Source organism: Paenibacillus sp. FSL R10-2796 (assembly GCF_037965315.1).
GTDB lineage: Bacteria > Bacillota > Bacilli > Paenibacillales > Paenibacillaceae > Paenibacillus_AQ > Paenibacillus_AQ odorifer.
The window spans coordinates 13,594-30,398 of the sequence record NZ_CP150178.1 but is presented as its reverse complement, the minus strand read 5'-3'; the positions used below and the strand labels follow the sequence as shown (position 1 = coordinate 30,398).

Sequence of the window (16,805 nt, the reverse complement as noted above, 5' to 3'; positions counted from 1 at the left end):
TCCATAAAGGACGGCGATTATTTATTTTGTCTTAAGACCTTTAATTAAGGCCTTCTTTTCTTTAGGAATCATAACTATAAAATAATCATCATGCACTGTTAAATGAACCGTTACTCCATCCTTCTGAAAAACACCAGATGAATCGGTATTCTCCTCTTCCTGTTCAACCCATCCCCAGGCCTTAATAGTATCCATATACTCCTCTGGGATGCCGTTCTTCTCCTTTAATCCAGGTAAAGAATAACGCACATAATCCATAGCAACGTTTGTCGTAGTCTGGTCTGGTGAGTACGCCTCTTGGGGCACAGGGAAATTTTTCTCGTTTAGCGCACCCTCAAAAGCATCCCAGCTGGGCGCTTTCGTACCGCAGCCTGCCAGTATTAAAGCTACTATACACGAAAAAATTAATATCTTAATAATTCTTGTTTGTTTCATGCCTTAAATCCTCCTTACCTCCACAATGCATCTAAAGACACAAGAAAATTCAAAGTTAGAATTTATGAGTAGTTCCTTCGTATTAGAGATGTTGCTTATTATTTGCACTTATCTATTATACTTGTATCGACCTCAGCGTCGGTAACAAAAATGTCACTCAATTACAGCCCCTTCAGATGTTGTACTCCCCTTCAAATAACACTCTTGTCCAAAAAAAAACAAAAAAGCCACTGCTGATAAATCAACAATGGCTTAATGTGCTTGGCAACGTCCTACTCTCCCAGGACCCTTCGGTCCAAGTACCATCGGCGCTGGAGGGCTTAACGGTCGTGTTCGGGATGGGTACGCGTGGAACCCCTCCGCTATCGCCACCAAACATGCATCTGTGAAACAGACGCTGCCGCGTGAAATTCGGTTCTTCACCAGAAGTGAGAATGAATTTCTAAGCGTGTTACAGGCTTGATGCCTGAAAACTGAATCCGAAACGAATTTGCATCCTAAGTATAGGATAAGCCCTCGACCGATTAGTATTGGTCAGCTCCATGCATTGCTGCACTTCCACCTCCAACCTATCTACCTCGTCGTCTTCAAGGGGTCTTACTAATTGGGAAATCTCATCTTGAGGGGGCTTCACGCTTAGATGCTTTCAGCGCTTATCCCGTCCGTACGTAGCTACCCAGCCATGCTCCTGGCGGAACAACTGGTGCACCAGCGGTACGTCCATCCCGGTCCTCTCGTACTAAGGACAGCTCCTCTCAAATTTCCTGCGCCCACGACAGATAGGGACCGAACTGTCTCACGACGTTCTGAACCCAGCTCGCGTACCGCTTTAATGGGCGAACAGCCCAACCCTTGGGACCTACTTCAGCCCCAGGATGCGATGAGCCGACATCGAGGTGCCAAACCTCCCCGTCGATGTGGACTCTTGGGGGAGATAAGCCTGTTATCCCCAGGGTAGCTTTTATCCGTTGAGCGATGGCCCTTCCATGCGGTACCACCGGATCACTAAGTCCGACTTTCGTCCCTGCTCGACTTGTAGGTCTCGCAGTCAAGCTCCCTTATGCCTTTGCACTCTGCGAATGATTTCCAACCATTCTGAGGGAACCTTGGAACGCCTCCGTTACTCTTTAGGAGGCGACCGCCCCAGTCAAACTGCCCGCCTGACACGGTCCCCGTACCCGATAAGGGTACTAGGTTAGAACCTAGATACGATCAGGGTGGTATCCCAACGGCGCCTCCACCGAAGCTTGCGCTCCGATTTCTACGGCTCCCACCTATCCTGTACAGATCGTACCCAAATTCAATATCAAGCTGCAGTAAAGCTCCATGGGGTCTTTCCGTCTTGTCGCGGGTAACCTGCATCTTCACAGGTATTAAAATTTCACCGGATCTCTCGTTGAGACAGCGCCCAAGTCGTTACGCCATTCGTGCGGGTCAGAATTTACCTGACAAGGAATTTCGCTACCTTAGGACCGTTATAGTTACGGCCGCCGTTTACTGGGGCTTCGGTTTAGCTTCGGGTTACCCCTAACCACTCCCCTTAACCTTCCAGCACCGGGCAGGCGTCAGCCCGTATACTTCGCCTTGCGGCTTCGCACAGACCTGTGTTTTTGCTAAACAGTCGCTTGGGCCTTTTCACTGCGGCCCCCTCGTGCTATTCACACTACCGGGGCACCCCTTCTCCCGAAGTTACGGGGTCATTTTGCCGAGTTCCTTAACGAGAGTTCTTCCGCGCGCCTTAGAATTCTCTTCTCGCCTACCTGTGTCGGTTTGCGGTACGGGCACCTTCTCCTGGCTAGAGGCTTTTCTTGGCAGTGTGAGATCATGACCTTCGCTACTACAATTTTCGCTCCCCATCACAGCCCAGCCTTATCGATGTGCGGATTTGCCTACACATCAGCCTCACTGCTTAGACGGACATCCATCAGTCCGCGTCACTACCCTCCTGCGTCACCCCATCGCTCATAGCGGATTACGGTGGTACAGTAATTTCAAACTGTTGTCCTTCGACTACGCCTTTCGGCCTCGCCTTAGGTCCCGACTTACCCTGAGCGGACGAGCCTTCCTCAGGAAACCTTGGGCTTTCGGCGGATCAGATTCTCACTGATCTTTTCGTTACTCATACCGGCATTCTCACTTGTGTAGTGTCCAGCGCTCTTTTCAGTACACCTTCAACCCCTACACAACGCTCCCCTACCCCAGATACATACGTATCTAGCCATAGCTTCGGTGGTGTGTTTAGCCCCGTTACATTTTCGGCGCAGAGTCACTCGACCAGTGAGCTATTACGCACTCTTTCAATGGTGGCTGCTTCTAAGCCAACATCCTGGTTGTCTGTGCAACTCCACATCCTTTCCCACTTAACACACACTTGGGGACCTTAGCTGATGGTCTGGGCTGTTTCCCTTTTGACAATGGATCTTAGCACTCACTGTCTGACTCCCGGCAATAAGTATATGGCATTCGGAGTTTGACTGAGCTTGGTAATCCTTGCGGACCCCGCACCCAATCAGTGCTCTACCTCCACTACTCTTATACCGAGGCTAGCCCTAAAGCTATTTCGGGGAGAACCAGCTATCTCCGAGTTCGATTGGAATTTCTCCGCTACCCCCACCTCATCCCCGCACTTTTCAACGTACGTGGGTTCGGGCCTCCAGTGCGTGTTACCGCACCTTCACCCTGGACAGGGGTAGATCACACGGTTTCGGGTCTACGTCCACATACTAATTCGCCCTATTCAGACTCGCTTTCGCTGCGGCTCCACCTTCTCGGCTTAACCTTGCATGTTAAACGTAACTCGCCGGTTCATTCTACAAAAGGCACGCCATCACCCATTAATAGGGCTCTGACTTTTTGTAAGCACACGGTTTCAGGTTCTATTTCACTCCCCTTCCGGGGTGCTTTTCACCTTTCCCTCACGGTACTGTTTCACTATCGGTCGCCAGGTAGTATTTAGCCTTAGCAGATGGTCCTGCTGGATTCATACGGGGTTTCACGTGCCCCGCACTACTCGGGATCCGTCTCGGAGAGAATACAGTTTAGGTTACAGGGCTTTTACCTCTATCGCGGGCCTTTCCAGACCTCTTCGCCTACCATATTCCTTTGTAACTCCATGTGAGACGTCCCACAACCCCTAAGAGCAAGCTCTTAGGTTTAGGCTGTTCCGCGTTCGCTCGCCGCTACTGACGGAATCACTATTGTTTTCTCTTCCTCAGGGTACTTAGATGTTTCAGTTCCCCTGGTCTGCCTCTACACACCCTATGTATTCAGGTATGAGTAACTGCGAATTACCACAGCTGGGTTTCCCCATTCGGACACCCCCGGATCAAAGCTTGCTTACAGCTCCCCGAGGCAGTTTCGTTGTTCGCCACGTCCTTCGTCGGCTCCTGGCGCCTAGGCATCCTCCGTGTGCTCTTATTAGCTTAACCTTGATTCTTCCGCAGGAAAATATCATACGATGACATTCTCTTTGGAATCATCTCACTAATAACATTTACTTGTTTGCACAAGTTGCTAAAAGATGTTCTAAAACGCAAATTCGTTTCGGTATCCAGTTTTCAAGGATCAAGTCTTACTTGAGAGCTTAAACTCTCAAAACTGAGCAACGAGTGAGTAACAGGCCTAAACCTGAGTTTTGGAAGCTGAGCTTCCGATTTGAATGTTCTCATTGCAGAGAACGATTCTCCATAGAAAGGAGGTGATCCAGCCGCACCTTCCGATACGGCTACCTTGTTACGACTTCACCCCAATCATCTACCCCACCTTCGGCGGCTGGCTCCCTTGCGGGTTACCCCACCGACTTCGGGTGTTGTAAACTCTCGTGGTGTGACGGGCGGTGTGTACAAGACCCGGGAACGTATTCACCGCGGCATGCTGATCCGCGATTACTAGCAATTCCGACTTCATGCAGGCGAGTTGCAGCCTGCAATCCGAACTGAGACCGGCTTTGATGGGATTGGCTCCACCTCGCGGCTTCGCTTCCCGTTGTACCGGCCATTGTAGTACGTGTGTAGCCCAGGTCATAAGGGGCATGATGATTTGACGTCATCCCCACCTTCCTCCGGTTTGTCACCGGCAGTCACTCTAGAGTGCCCAACATTACTTGCTGGCAACTAAAGTTAAGGGTTGCGCTCGTTGCGGGACTTAACCCAACATCTCACGACACGAGCTGACGACAACCATGCACCACCTGTCTCCTCTGTCCCGAAGGCCGCCACTATCTCTAGTGGATTCAGAGGGATGTCAAGACCTGGTAAGGTTCTTCGCGTTGCTTCGAATTAAACCACATACTCCACTGCTTGTGCGGGTCCCCGTCAATTCCTTTGAGTTTCAGTCTTGCGACCGTACTCCCCAGGCGGAGTGCTTACTGTGTTAACTTCGGCACCAAGGGTATCGAAACCCCTAACACCTAGCACTCATCGTTTACGGCGTGGACTACCAGGGTATCTAATCCTGTTTGCTCCCCACGCTTTCGCGCCTCAGCGTCAGTTACAGCCCAGAAAGTCGCCTTCGCCACTGGTGTTCCTCCACATATCTACGCATTTCACCGCTACACGTGGAATTCCACTTTCCTCTTCTGTACTCAAGCCACCCAGTTTCCAGTGCGACCTCAGGTTGAGCCCAAGGTTTAAACACCAGACTTAAATAGCCGCCTGCGCGCGCTTTACGCCCAATAATTCCGGACAACGCTTGCCCCCTACGTATTACCGCGGCTGCTGGCACGTAGTTAGCCGGGGCTTTCTTCTCAGGTACCGTCACTCCGGTAGCAGTTACTCTACCGGACGTTCTTCCCTGGCAACAGAGCTTTACGATCCGAAAACCTTCATCACTCACGCGGCGTTGCTCCGTCAGGCTTTCGCCCATTGCGGAAGATTCCCTACTGCTGCCTCCCGTAGGAGTCTGGGCCGTGTCTCAGTCCCAGTGTGGCCGTTCACCCTCTCAGGTCGGCTACGCATCGTCGCCTTGGTGGGCCGTTACCCCACCAACTAGCTAATGCGCCGCAGGCCCATCCCTCAGTGACAGATTGCTCCGTCTTTCATTCTTCTCTCAGGAGAAAAAAAGAAATTATCCGGTATTAGCTACCGTTTCCGGTAGTTATCCCAGTCTGAAGGGCAGGTTGCCTACGTGTTACTCACCCGTCCGCCGCTAAGTCATTTTGAAAGCAAGCTTTCAAAATGACTCCGCTCGACTTGCATGTATTAGGCACGCCGCCAGCGTTCGTCCTGAGCCAGGATCAAACTCTCCAATTAGTATTGAAAAGAGCGATATGCTCATTTTGAAACATCTGACGAGAAAATTAATTCTCTAATTTTGGATTTCACTTACGTGATTTCCTACTCACTCGTTGTTCAGTTTTCAAAGATCAAGTTCTCGTTGGCGCCGTTTAATGTCTCAGCAGCAACTCTTATACTATATCATGTTCGGCTATTTAATGTCAAGCTCTTTTTTTAACTTCTTTTTCGAGCTCGGCATGTGTACTTCTTGGCCGGACTTAGAATATATCATGTATGGAGATGCATTGCAAGAGTTTTTTTATATAAAATCAAAAGCATAAAACATCATCTATGTATATCGTATTATAATAACTACCTCCACTTATCATCTAATTATCTAGAAAGTAAAAAAACAACTGCAGAAGATAACAGTTGTATTTTAGAAGAAGCTTAGACGATTTTAGATTAATTCCGCTTCCTTCGCTCCAGTAATTACGGCAATGATATTGCTTCGAAGTGCCTCCGCATTGTGCGCTTCATATGGATCCACTTTGAAAACAACAGCATCTGCAATAAAACCTTCTGCAATTTGTCCCAGCTCGTTACCGCTCCCCAGAATATCAGCAGCACTTTTAGTCGCAGCCTGCCACGCTTCTCTCCGAGTTAAGCCATAATCAATCAATGTATCCAGTTCTTGAAGGTTATAGCCATGTAGTGCAGGTGTGGCATAATCTGTACCGAATCCAATACGAGCGCCTTCTCTTTTTGCATAATGAATGGCCTTGGAATGACATTCGGCAGCGCGGGCAGCTCGGTCGCAAATGATCGGGTTCAACGCTAGAACGCCTTTTGGGTCTGCAGCAATACGATAAATTGATGTGGTGGGCACAAACGCTACCCTCGAGTTAGCAAGTCTTCCTGCCTGATCGTCAGTTAGAAACATCCCATGCTCTATTGATTCCACGCCGGCCTGGATGGACCAGTCTATCGTCACTCCGCCCCAGGTATGAACCAGTACCTTCTTATCATGGGCATGTGCATTACGAACAATGAACGAGAACTCTTCTTCGGAAAAGATCGGGTCAACAACTTTCTCGGTAGGTGCTCCAAGCCCGCCTGTGGCCATGATTTTTATCCAACCCGCTCCTGTAGCAAAGATTTCCGCCATGCGTTGTTCTAAATGCTTGAGACCACGGGCATCTGCTGCTCCAATCATATCGCTACTGGTCTGCACTCTTAATGGATGCTGATATTGCTGAACAAGATGCTGCACTGTGCTCGGCAGAATCCCACCTGCATCACGGGCAGTCGTTACACCCGTTCTAAGAGTAGCTTCAAAAGCTTGTGCCTGCATAATTTCGATCTCGTTGGCATCGCGCTTCAATTGATCAGAGTGGTCAAAATCTGTCCAAGCTAAATGCGTATGCAGATCAATAATACCCGGACTTAGCCACAGATCTGTTCCTGCAAGATTTGACTCTACTTGATGCGGCTCCGCTTCAGTAATGGATGAAAAACGACCATCCTTTATCACGACATCAAAACGTCTGCCTTCGATACCTGCTATAAAAATATCATTGAACGTCTGCAGCTCTGGATGCTTATGAATCATCCTCATTCCCCCCATGCCAGCCGAACAGCTGCTAATGCCTGAACTGGGTCTTGTTTCAACAGTTCGGCAAGCGTGGATATAGCCTTCTCCACACTTTGCCGCTCAGCATTCGTTCCAAAATGGTTGATCCGTAAAAGATGGCCAAATAATTCTCCGTCTCCGGGAGCCACAATGCCTATAGGCTGCTCAATCCGCAACTCTTGCTTTCCAGAAATCCGCACCGTTGTAGTCAGCGTAGAATAATGTCTGCTGTCCTTTTGCCAAGGCTCAAGCCCCAAGGATTTAATACCAGCTACAGCAGCTGCTGCGGCTCGCTCATGGCGTTTGATTACTTGATCCAATCCTTCTTCTTCAATTCGTGTCAAAGCTTGAGTCAAGGCTCTAGCCTCCAGCGTAGGAATGTTTGGGGCAACCCGAAATGGCGCGGCGTCTCCCAGTGATGGTTTCAGATCCAGCAAGGATAAAATAGAATTGCGTGGAGCATTTTCATTCGACTCAAGAAATTCCCAGCCACGTGGAGAAATACTTACGGCACTAACACCGTTGGGTCCAGCTAAGGCTTTTTGCGCACCTATAACTGCAAAATCAACGAACCATTCATCCACCAGCAGGGCCTCTCCCCCAACCGCAGATACGGAGTCAGACACAGTAATAAGATTGAATTCTTTTGCAATTTCAAATATTTCTTTAGCAGGATTAGAGCCTCCAGTAACCACTTCAGCTTGAACAAAAGAAAGGGCACAAGGTTTAAACTCCTTAATCGCGGAAGCAACTTGGTCGCTAGTGACCACTTCATCAAAAGGAACCTTTACTTCAACAACCGTTGCTCCACCCCGCTCAAGCCATTTTCCAAATAAACTTCCATAAGGACCTGTTACTATATTTACAATGGTTCGACCGGGTGCAGCTATTCCGGCGGCTACCGCCTCGATTCCAAGGATTGCCTCAGCCGGAATAATAACTGGAGGGTGCTCAGTAAACAAGACTTTGGAAATTAAATGTGTTAGCTTATTGTACTCAGCCAGTGAAAGTGGCACGTATCCTTTATGTTCTCGGTTCATAAAAAAACCTCCTGATGTACTTTATTTTGGCATTTTCGGAACCGCCGACAACAGCTCATAACTGTATTCATGTTTAGGACGGATGAAGAATTGGTCCCGCGGACTCTGCTCCACGAGCTTTCCTTGCCGCATAACTGCTACCGTATCGCTAATTGCATTGATTACTCCTAGATCATGAGAAATAAAAAGCATGGTGAGATTAAGCTCAGCCTTCAGCGTATTGAACAGTTCGAGCACACTAAGCTGCACAGATACATCCAACGCACTTGTAGGTTCATCCGCGATCAGGATGTTTGGCTCAACACTTAATGCACGAGCGATCGCTATCCGTTGACGCTGGCCGCCGGAAAATTCATGCGGGAATTTGTCTAACGCCTTTTGTTCTAAATGAACTTGATTCAAAAGCTCTTTGCATCTTTGTTCAACATCTGTACGCCCCACTATTTTATGAAACAATAAGGGCTCGGAAAGAATTTGCCTAATCGAATGTTTAGGATTTAGCGAAGCATCTGGATTTTGGAAAATCATCTGGATTGTTTTGTGCTGCTCACGGCTTCTTTTCTTTTTTAATTCTTGGGTTCCCAACAGAATCTGTCCCTCATTTGGGGCAATCAGTCCAGCAATTACCCGCGCCAGCGTAGATTTCCCTGATCCGGATTCTCCAACAAGCCCAAGGGTGGTGTGCTGCTCAAGATTCAGATTGATATGATCCAGTGCAGTAAAGCCGCCATAATGAACAGTTAAATCTTTTATTTGTAAGACTAATTCCATGAGTCTCTACTCCCTTCAAGCTCTGGCAAAGGAAGCACCGAATCAATCAGCATCTGTGTGTAAGGGTCTTTCGGATTTCGCAAAATATCAAGGGTATTGCCCCGCTCAACAATCTGTCCCTGTTTCATTACACATAGCCGTGAACACAAGTTTGCTGCAATCGCTAGGTTATGCGTAACAAATACCATGGCAAAACTGAGCTCATGCTGGAGGCTCGTGATCGTCTCAATAATTTGCCGTTGAACCGTGACGTCCAGTGCCGTTGTCGGCTCATCACAGAGAAGTATGCCTGGCTTGCACGCCAGTGCCAGAGCGATGACTACCCGTTGACACTGACCGCCTGAAAGCTGACTCGGATACCGGTCCTTTTTCTTCAAAGAATCGGGGAGACCAAGCCTTTCGAGCAGTTCCAGTGCAATTACCCGCGAGGTCTTACGGCTTACTCTCTGTCTGTAATACACAACTTCAGCCAGTTGTTTGACAACCGTACAGAGCGGATCAAGCGCACCTCTTGGATCTTGAAATACCATTGCACTGCTTACCTCACTTTTAATGGTGCCACCAGTCTGTTCAACACCATTTGGAAGCAAGCCTAAAATTGCACGCAGCGTAAGCGATTTTCCTGATCCCGATTCACCTACTAATCCCAGACTCTCCCCTTTACCCAGCGAAAAACTAACATTATTGACCAATCTCTCATTTGACTTAGCTGCCAGCGATAGCGCCTCTATTTCTAAAATGGGTTGTATAGACATTATTTTTTCCTCCATATGTCTGCCAAACCATCACCTAGGAGCGACAAAGCTATCCCCGTATACACCACTGCAAATCCCGGAACGGCCGAGAGCCACCAAGCTGTAGTGATGAAGGGCTGTCCATCTGAAATCATTGTCCCCCAGTCAGGAGTTGGCGGTGTAATGCCGATACCAAGATACCCGAGTGTAACAATGGCAACAAGCAATCCAATCATATCTGTCATAAGGACGACCACGGCTTGCGGAAGTACATTCGGCAGGAGATGACGCAAAATAATTTTCACTCCTGGTAGCCCTAAGGTTTGAGCGGACGCCACCCATTCCTGATTACGAAAAGAAGCACTAAGACCTCTGACGACACGGGCAAAGACAATCCATCCTACAAAGATAAAAGTAATATAAATGCCTCGTTCTCCTGCTCCACTGGCAAAAGCCACGATAATAACGATCAGATAAAAAGGAAAGGCGATGAATGTATCTGACAACAGCGTAATAACTGTATCGATCCATTTGCCGTAATATCCTGCCAGCATTCCTAGAAATACACCTGTGCAAAAGGGAATGATTTCTGCCAAGACCATGATTTTCAAATCAGTCCTCGCTGCATAGATCAGTCTAGTAAACAAATCACGCCCTAATTGATCAGTTCCCAACCAATGCTCGGCTGACGGAGGCTGTAAAAAGGCACTCAAATTTTGCTCAGAGGGGTCATAAGGACTTATATAAGGTATAAACACAGTCAAGAGAATAAGAGCTGCAAACATAATAATTCCCACTAGAAGTGATGGGGTATTCCATATTCGCTGTAAGCCGCTTGTTATCTTACCGTCTTCATACAATCGCGAGTCTAGTCTTATAGTTTTCATTGTTTTCCTTTCGTTCTGGGATCAAGCCACCAGGAAATGATTTCAATCAAGAGACTGATGATCACAACAGATAGCGCACAGTAAAGTGCTATTCCTTGAATAACCGGAAAGTCCCGTTTCGAAATTGAAGTGAACAATAAGCTGCCAATTCCCTTAATTCCAAATACCTGCTCAACGACCAAGGTGCCTCCGATTAAATAAGAAATATTCACACCCAGCAGCATTAACGTAGGAAGAGCAGAGTTGCGCAGCACATGTTTAAATAAAATAACCCTGTTTGGTATGCCCGCAGCCTTAAGGGTGACTACAAAATCCGATTCTAACACTTCAAGCATCTGCGCTCTTAATGAACGAACAAGCGTAGGAACCTGTGAAAAAGCAACAGTGATTGCTGGAAGTGCAAGACTATGCAAGGTTCCGACCCACCCTTCACTTACTCCCCCAACAGGGAACCAGCCAAGCCGGACACTAAAGAGCAAAATTAAAAGTAAGCCAACCCAGAAGATTGGCATACCTAGAGTAATTGTAGGAAAAATACGTATCAAATGGTCCAGCAGTTTATCCTTATGCGTAGCGGCTACCGTAGCGAGCAGAAGGGATACGAAAATCGCCAACACACAAGCCATCACGATGAGCAGCAAAGTAACAGGGGCCCGTTGTGTAATCAACTCTCTTGTTGATGTCCCTATAATAATGGAGTCTCCAGTATCTCCTTGAGTAAACAGCGTCTTCACAAATCGGATGAATTGCTCCCATAAAGGGAGGTCCAGCCCAAGAGTATGATGCATACTCTTGAGCGCCTCAGGGGTGCTGTATTCTCCCAAAATCATTTTTGCTGGATCTCCCGGCACGATTCGTATGATGAAAAAGACTGCTATCATTACGCAGAAGATCACTGCCAATGCTTTTATAAGAGATATCACAAGCCAGTTGTAAGAACCCTTGCTTCCTTTCGGTTGATTTAACACCTGCTTAAGATTCATCATTGGCTGATGCGGACATCTTCGAAACGGGCACTGCCGTTTGGTAGAACAACGAGACCGTCAACTGAAGAACGAATACCTTTTAAAACATCTGGATAGTAAAGCGGAATATAAGGAACTTCATCAGCAAGGGTCTGCAGCAGCTTAGTATAGATTTGTGCACGTTCATCTCCATCCGCAGTTTTTTGTCCCTCATATAGAAGCTTCGTTACTTCATCATTTGTATAATGCGTCCAATATGATTTGCTGAAGCCTTCCGGATCGGTCTGGAAAGCAATAATTGAGTTCGCTTCAGGGGAATCCGCTTGGCCGCTGTTCAGCATTGCCGCAAAATCATATGCGAAGAAACGTTCACGGAAAGTGGCAAGTTCAATCGATTCAATCTCAATCTTAATCCCGATCGTTTGGCCCGCTGCCTGAATAATTTGTGCCTCTTGAGCTCTTGTGCTATTACCGGATGCTACAAGTAATTTGGTAGTGAAGCCATTAGGGAAGGCAGATTTGGCAAGCTCCTCCTTGGCTGCTTCGATATTAAAGTTCAGTGCTTTGATTGTATCATTTGCGTTATAAGGAATCGTTGTTGGCAGCAATGAGTTTGCTGTTTGTGCATAACCAAAGGTTAGCGCCTTGGTCAAGCCCTCACGATCAAGCGCCAGCGCCAGAGCGCGACGGACATGCACATCAGAAAAATGTTCATCCAACGTATTAAAGAACAATTGCTCTGTCACCCAACTACCGTTAGTAACTACTTTAGTGTCAGCCCCATCTTTAATCTCATTGGCATTTTGCAGGGCCAAAGATTCAATAGCATTAACTTCTCCAGCCTTCAGCTGGTTAATCGCTTGACTGTCATCTTCAATCAGTTTATAAACGAGCTTATCAATATAGGGTTTACCTTCTTGCCAGTAGAATGTATTCTTAGTGAAGGTCAGATCACCTGCAGTGTCCCATGTTTCAACAACAAAAGGTCCCGTACCGATTGGTTTCTTGAAGAATTCTTCTTCGGATAATCCACCGAAATTGTTAGGAAGGATACCATTTGAGAAATTAGATAGCTCCGAGATAAATGGTGTATAAGGCTCTTTAAGTGTAATAACAAGCGTTTTGTTATCTTGCGCTTTGATTGTGTCGACTTTTGCGGATATTGCCAGCGGGCCGCCTACCTTCAAGTGCCGCTCAAGAGAGAATACAGCATCTTCTGCGGTCACATCCGTACCATTGGAAAACTTCAACCCATCACGAAGCTCGAATGTATACGTCAGACCATCTTCACTGATATTATGTGACTTAGCAAGCCAATCTACAATTTCACCTTTGCTGTCAAAAGCGACTAATGATTCAAAAACTTTGTCGATTGCAAAAGCATTGTTGGACGTAATCTGATTATGCAAATCCAGCGAAGTTACAGAAGCAGGTCGTCCATAGACGAAAGTCCCTCCCGTTGCAGGTTCTGCAGTTTGAGGACTTTGAGTTGCCGGACTCGCACTTTCCTGTGCCTCTTTATTTGAATCAGCCTTATTATTAGACCCCGAGCACCCTGCAATTAACATCAATAGCAAAACTGCTATTGCCCCCAACAGAATCGGTTTCTTAATAGATACACTAAAGTACGACATAATTCGCTCCCCCTATAATTCTTATATGTTTAGTATGAATTGTATTATGGGTTAAACACTCTAGTCTGTCAAACATAATTTAATTTGCAACAATCCTTAAGTAAATATACATAACAAAAAGACCACTGTCGATTACTCAACAGTGGTCTTGTGTGCTTGGCAACGTCCTACTCTCCCAGGACCCTTCGGTCCAAGTACCATCGGCGCTGGAGGGCTTAACGGTCGTGTTCGGGATGGGTACGCGTGGAACCCCTCCGCTATCGCCACCAAACATGCGTCTGTGAAACAGACGCTGCCGCGTGAAATTCGGTTCATCACCAGAAGTGAGAATGAATTTCTAAGCGTGTTACAGGCTTGATGCCTGAAAACTGAATCCGAAACAAATTTGCATTCTACGTATAGGATAAGCCCTCGACCGATTAGTATTGGTCAGCTCCATGCATTACTGCACTTCCACCTCCAACCTATCTACCTCGTCGTCTTCAAGGGGTCTTACTAATTGGGAAATCTCATCTTGAGGGGGGCTTCACGCTTAGATGCTTTCAGCGCTTATCCCGTCCGTACGTAGCTACCCAGCCATGCTCCTGGCGGAACAACTGGTGCACCAGCGGTACGTCCATCCCGGTCCTCTCGTACTAAGGACAGCTCCTCTCAAATTTCCTGCGCCCACGACAGATAGGGACCGAACTGTCTCACGACGTTCTGAACCCAGCTCGCGTACCGCTTTAATGGGCGAACAGCCCAACCCTTGGGACCTACTTCAGCCCCAGGATGCGATGAGCCGACATCGAGGTGCCAAACCTCCCCGTCGATGTGGACTCTTGGGGGAGATAAGCCTGTTATCCCCAGGGTAGCTTTTATCCGTTGAGCGATGGCCCTTCCATGCGGTACCACCGGATCACTAAGTCCGACTTTCGTCCCTGCTCGACTTGTAGGTCTCGCAGTCAAGCTCCCTTATGCCTTTGCACTCTGCGAATGATTTCCAACCATTCTGAGGGAACCTTGGAACGCCTCCGTTACTCTTTAGGAGGCGACCGCCCCAGTCAAACTGCCCGCCTGACACGGTCCCCGTACCCGATAAGGGTACTAGGTTAGAACCTAGATACGATCAGGGTGGTATCCCAACGGCGCCTCCACCGAAGCTTGCGCTCCGATTTCTACGGCTCCCACCTATCCTGTACAGATCGTACCCAAATTCAATATCAAGCTGCAGTAAAGCTCCATGGGGTCTTTCCGTCTTGTCGCGGGTAACCTGCATCTTCACAGGTATTAAAATTTCACCGGATCTCTCGTTGAGACAGCGCCCAAGTCGTTACGCCATTCGTGCGGGTCAGAATTTACCTGACAAGGAATTTCGCTACCTTAGGACCGTTATAGTTACGGCCGCCGTTTACTGGGGCTTCGGTTCATAGCTTCGGGTTACCCCTAACCACTCCCCTTAACCTTCCAGCACCGGGCAGGCGTCAGCCCGTATACTTCGCCTTGCGGCTTCGCACAGACCTGTGTTTTTGCTAAACAGTCGCTTGGGCCTTTTCACTGCGGCCCCCTCGTGCTATTCACACTACCGGGGCACCCCTTCTCCCGAAGTTACGGGGTCATTTTGCCGAGTTCCTTAACGAGAGTTCTTCCGCGCGCCTTAGAATTCTCTTCTCGCCTACCTGTGTCGGTTTGCGGTACGGGCACCTTCTCCTGGCTAGAGGCTTTTCTTGGCAGTGTGAGATCATGACCTTCGCTACTACAATTTTCGCTCCCCATCACAGCCCAGCCTTATCGATGTGCGGATTTGCCTACACATCAGCCTCACTGCTTAGACGGACATCCATCAGTCCGCGTCACTACCCTCCTGCGTCACCCCATCGCTCATAGCGGATTACGGTGGTACAGTAATTTCAAACTGTTGTCCTTCGACTACGCCTTTCGGCCTCGCCTTAGGTCCCGACTTACCCTGAGCGGACGAGCCTTCCTCAGGAAACCTTGGGCTTTCGGCGGATCAGATTCTCACTGATCTTTTCGTTACTCATACCGGCATTCTCACTTGTGTAGTGTCCAGCGCTCTTTTCAGTACACCTTCAACCCCTACACAACGCTCCCCTACCCCAGATACATACGTATCTAGCCATAGCTTCGGTGGTGTGTTTAGCCCCGTTACATTTTCGGCGCAGAGTCACTCGACCAGTGAGCTATTACGCACTCTTTCAATGGTGGCTGCTTCTAAGCCAACATCCTGGTTGTCTGTGCAACTCCACATCCTTTCCCACTTAACACACACTTGGGGACCTTAGCTGATGGTCTGGGCTGTTTCCCTTTTGACAATGGATCTTAGCACTCACTGTCTGACTCCCGGCAATAAGTATATGGCATTCGGAGTTTGACTGAGCTTGGTAATCCTTGCGGACCCCGCACCCAATCAGTGCTCTACCTCCACTACTCTTATACCGAGGCTAGCCCTAAAGCTATTTCGGGGAGAACCAGCTATCTCCGAGTTCGATTGGAATTTCTCCGCTACCCCCACCTCATCCCCGCACTTTTCAACGTACGTGGGTTCGGGCCTCCAGTGCGTGTTACCGCACCTTCACCCTGGACAGGGGTAGATCACACGGTTTCGGGTCTATGTCCACATACTAATTCGCCCTATTCAGACTCGCTTTCGCTGCGGCTCCACCTTCTCGGCTTAACCTTGCATGTTAAACGTAACTCGCCGGTTCATTCTACAAAAGGCACGCCATCACCCATTAATAGGGCTCTGACTTTTTGTAAGCACACGGTTTCAGGTTCTATTTCACTCCCCTTCCGGGGTGCTTTTCACCTTTCCCTCACGGTACTGTTTCACTATCGGTCGCCAGGTAGTATTTAGCCTTAGCAGATGGTCCTGCTGGATTCATACGGGGTTTCACGTGCCCCGCACTACTCGGGATCCGTCTCGGAGAGAACACAGTTTAGGTTACAGGGCTTTTACCTCTATCGCGGGCCTTTCCAGACCTCTTCGCCTACCATATTCCTTTGTAACTCCATGTGAGACGTCCCACAACCCCTAAGAGCAAGCTCTTAGGTTTAGGCTGTTCCGCGTTCGCTCGCCGCTACTGACGGAATCACTATTGTTTTCTCTTCCTCAGGGTACTTAGATGTTTCAGTTCCCCTGGTCTGCCTCTACATTTCCTATGTATTCAGAAATGAGTAACTGCGAATTACCACAGCTGGGTTTCCCCATTCGGACACCCCCGGATCAAAGCTTGCTTACAGCTCCCCGAGGCAGTTTCGTTGTTCGCCACGTCCTTCGTCGGCTCCTGGCGCCTAGGCATCCTCCGTGTGCTCTTATTAGCTTAACCTTGATTTTTCCGCAGGAAAATATCATACGATGACATTCTCTTTGGAATCATCTCACTAATAACATTTACTTGCTTACACAAGTTGCTAAAAGATGTTCTAAAACGCAAATTCGTTTCGGTATCCAGTTTTCAAGGATCAAGTCTTACTTGAGAGCTTAAACTCTCAA

General features: G+C 48.1%; 8 protein-coding genes and 5 rRNA genes. All 13 read right to left on the bottom strand.

Annotation, left to right across the window (positions count from 1 at the left end; all coding sequences use genetic code 11):
* Positions 1 to 21: 21 nt before the first annotated feature.
* The 13 genes from NST58_RS00115 to NST58_RS00055 all read right to left on the bottom strand — a co-directional run bounded on the left by NST58_RS00115 (position 22) and on the right by NST58_RS00055 (position 16,638).
* On the bottom strand, positions 22 to 435 hold the full coding sequence (locus tag NST58_RS00115) for a hypothetical protein (protein WP_036678856.1): 414 nt from the start codon (positions 433 to 435) through the stop codon (positions 22 to 24).
* 259 nt (positions 436 to 694) lie between these two features.
* Positions 695 to 811 (bottom strand): 5S ribosomal RNA (gene rrf / locus NST58_RS00110).
* Between the two features lie 128 nt (positions 812 to 939).
* Positions 940 to 3,863: ribosomal RNA gene (locus tag NST58_RS00105) — 23S ribosomal RNA — on the bottom strand.
* Between the two features lie 262 nt (positions 3,864 to 4,125).
* Positions 4,126 to 5,684 (bottom strand): 16S ribosomal RNA (locus tag NST58_RS00100).
* The 16S, 23S and 5S rRNA genes sit together here, the layout of an rRNA operon.
* Before the next feature lie 424 nt (positions 5,685 to 6,108).
* Positions 6,109 to 7,260 carry an amidohydrolase family protein gene (locus NST58_RS00095; protein WP_076278192.1) on the bottom strand — a complete coding sequence of 384 codons (1,152 nt, stop codon included), beginning with the start codon at positions 7,258 to 7,260 and terminating at the stop codon, positions 6,109 to 6,111.
* Positions 7,261 to 7,262: 2 nt separating this feature from the next.
* A complete protein-coding gene (locus tag NST58_RS00090; RefSeq protein ID WP_339245594.1) occupies positions 7,263 to 8,321 on the bottom strand; it encodes an aminotransferase class V-fold PLP-dependent enzyme in 1,059 nt (352 codons plus the stop codon).
* Between the two features lie 21 nt (positions 8,322 to 8,342).
* Positions 8,343 to 9,092, bottom strand: a complete 750-nt coding sequence (locus NST58_RS00085; protein WP_076220663.1) for an ATP-binding cassette domain-containing protein — start codon at positions 9,090 to 9,092, stop codon at positions 8,343 to 8,345.
* Positions 9,083 to 9,847 carry an ABC transporter ATP-binding protein gene (locus tag NST58_RS00080; protein ID WP_076278190.1) on the bottom strand — a complete coding sequence of 255 codons (765 nt, stop codon included), beginning with the start codon at positions 9,845 to 9,847 and terminating at the stop codon, positions 9,083 to 9,085. Before NST58_RS00080 ends, NST58_RS00085 begins: the two co-directional genes overlap by 10 nt.
* The gene (locus NST58_RS00075) at positions 9,847 to 10,713 is read right to left on the bottom strand and encodes an ABC transporter permease (protein ID WP_143762006.1); all 867 of its coding nucleotides are present in this window, start codon (positions 10,711 to 10,713) and stop codon (positions 9,847 to 9,849) included. Before NST58_RS00075 ends, NST58_RS00080 begins: the two co-directional genes overlap by 1 nt.
* Complete coding sequence (locus tag NST58_RS00070; RefSeq protein WP_339245589.1) at positions 10,710 to 11,699, bottom strand: ABC transporter permease; 990 nt, start codon at positions 11,697 to 11,699, stop codon at positions 10,710 to 10,712. The genes NST58_RS00075 and NST58_RS00070 overlap by 4 nt, the downstream gene beginning before the upstream one ends.
* Positions 11,696 to 13,312 (bottom strand): ABC transporter substrate-binding protein, encoded by a 1,617-nt coding sequence (locus tag NST58_RS00065; RefSeq protein WP_076278188.1) that lies wholly within the window; start codon positions 13,310 to 13,312, stop codon positions 11,696 to 11,698. The genes NST58_RS00070 and NST58_RS00065 overlap by 4 nt, the downstream gene beginning before the upstream one ends.
* A gap of 154 nt (positions 13,313 to 13,466) precedes the next feature.
* Positions 13,467 to 13,583: ribosomal RNA gene (rrf, locus tag NST58_RS00060) — 5S ribosomal RNA — on the bottom strand.
* A gap of 128 nt (positions 13,584 to 13,711) precedes the next feature.
* Positions 13,712 to 16,638: ribosomal RNA gene (locus NST58_RS00055) — 23S ribosomal RNA — on the bottom strand.
* Positions 16,639 to 16,805: the final 167 nt, after the last annotated feature.